Below are 1472 nucleotides of genomic sequence, written 5' to 3' on the forward strand. Positions count from 1 at the left end.
GTGGCCTGGGAAACCGTGCAGGCCTTCCGGACTCAGCCCTGATCCCCGACACGGAAACGGCCCGGGGCGTGTTCGCGTCCCGGCCCCATTTTCTGTAGCCGCGCCGGGTCGACCCCGGTTCGTCGGCGCCGCGCCCGCTTGCAGATGGCCGATATCGGCCACGATCTGCTCGACGATGCGGGCAGGCTCGGCCAGGGTCGGCATGTGCGGTAGGACCTGCACCCGGGGTTCGTCCCGAAGGGAAGCCTCGGGCCGCAGAGGCTCGGCCTCGGGGACATGGCCTGCTGCCGGTTCCGTGGACACGAAGATAAGATCGTGACCATGGAACTGGAGAGTGGAAATGAAGAGACGGAAGTACAGCCGCGCGTTCAAGATCGAGGCGGTGAAGCTGGTGACCGAACGGGGCGTGTCGGTCTCTCAGGCTTGCCGGGATCTTGAGCTGGCAGAGAGTGTGCTGCGGCGCTGGATGCGTGAAGCGACGGTGGCGCCTGCCACGTCGTTCCCCGGCAACGGTCAGCAACGCCCGGACCTGGCCGAGATCGCAGCCCTGAAGAAGGAGGTCACCAAGCTCAAAGCGGAGCGTGACATCCTAAACTGAGGAGGATCAGAAAACAGTCCGGGGGACTGTTTTCCCGACGAAGGCCGCGGCTCACTTCGCGCGGGAAGCGACATGACATCCGCATTCGTTGCGAAGCCTCGGCATATCTGGCCGGTCAGCTGGATGTGCGACGTGCTGAGCGTCTCCCGGTCTGGCTTCCATGCTTGGCTAAAGCGGCCGATCAGCGCCCCTGCGAGTGACGACGCGAAGCTCGTCATGGAGATCGACAAGAGCTTCAAGGCCAGCGACCGTACCTATGGCGCTCAGCGGATCTGGCGTGACGTGCTCGAGGACGGGCTGTCCTGCGGGCTGCACCGGATCGAGCGCCTCATGCGACAGAACGCCATGAGGGCGAGACCGAAGCGGCGCGGAAAGCCGAAGGACGATGGCGAACGCTCGGTCATCGCCGACAACATTCTTGACCGGGACTTCCAGGCCGACCGGCCGAACCAGAAGTGGCTGGCCGTGACCTGAGACCCGCATCTTCCTCCAGTTTGAGGTTGAGTCCGCCCCAACCAGGAGACGGACAATGAAGCGATCAAGGTTCAGCGAAGAGCAGATCATCGGGATGCTGAAGGAGCAGGAGGCGGGCATGGCGACGGCCGATGTCTGCCGCAAGCACGGGGTCAGCACGGCGACGTTCTACAAATACAAGGTAAGCGATGTTCCGGGATCACGGGATCTCAGGTTGACGGCTTGAAATTCCATGGAAGAAGTTCGTCGATCCGCTTCTGCGGATGTCCGGCGGCGATCGCCTCCAGCGTGGCCTTGAGATAGGCGAAGGGTTCGACGCCGTTGATCTTCGCCGTCTCGATCAGCGACGCAATGCGGCCCCAGGACCGGCCGCCCTCGTCATGGCCCGCGAATAGGGCAT

At 63.7% G+C, this 1472-nt stretch carries 1 protein-coding gene and 2 pseudogenes; 2 read left to right on the forward strand and 1 reads right to left on the reverse strand.

The genetic code is table 11. From position 1 onward, the window contains the following. Positions 1-340 precede the first annotated feature (340 nt). Both FGX59_RS39205 and FGX59_RS36865 read left to right on the forward strand, forming a co-directional pair. Positions 341-1063 (forward strand): annotated as a pseudogene (locus tag FGX59_RS39205) (IS3 family transposase); the annotation flags it as partial. Positions 1064-1127: 64 nt separating this feature from the next. Further along, positions 1128-1253, forward strand: a pseudogene (locus FGX59_RS36865) (transposase); the annotation flags it as partial. Between the two features lie 28 nt (positions 1254-1281). Here FGX59_RS36865 and FGX59_RS36870 read toward each other — a convergent pair. Beyond that, the coding region (locus FGX59_RS36870; RefSeq protein WP_138473476.1) for a transposase domain-containing protein at positions 1282-1472 on the reverse strand (191 nt) is incomplete at its 5' end.

The organism is Poseidonocella sp. HB161398 (assembly GCF_005870025.1).
GTDB lineage: Bacteria > Pseudomonadota > Alphaproteobacteria > Rhodobacterales > Rhodobacteraceae > Mangrovicoccus.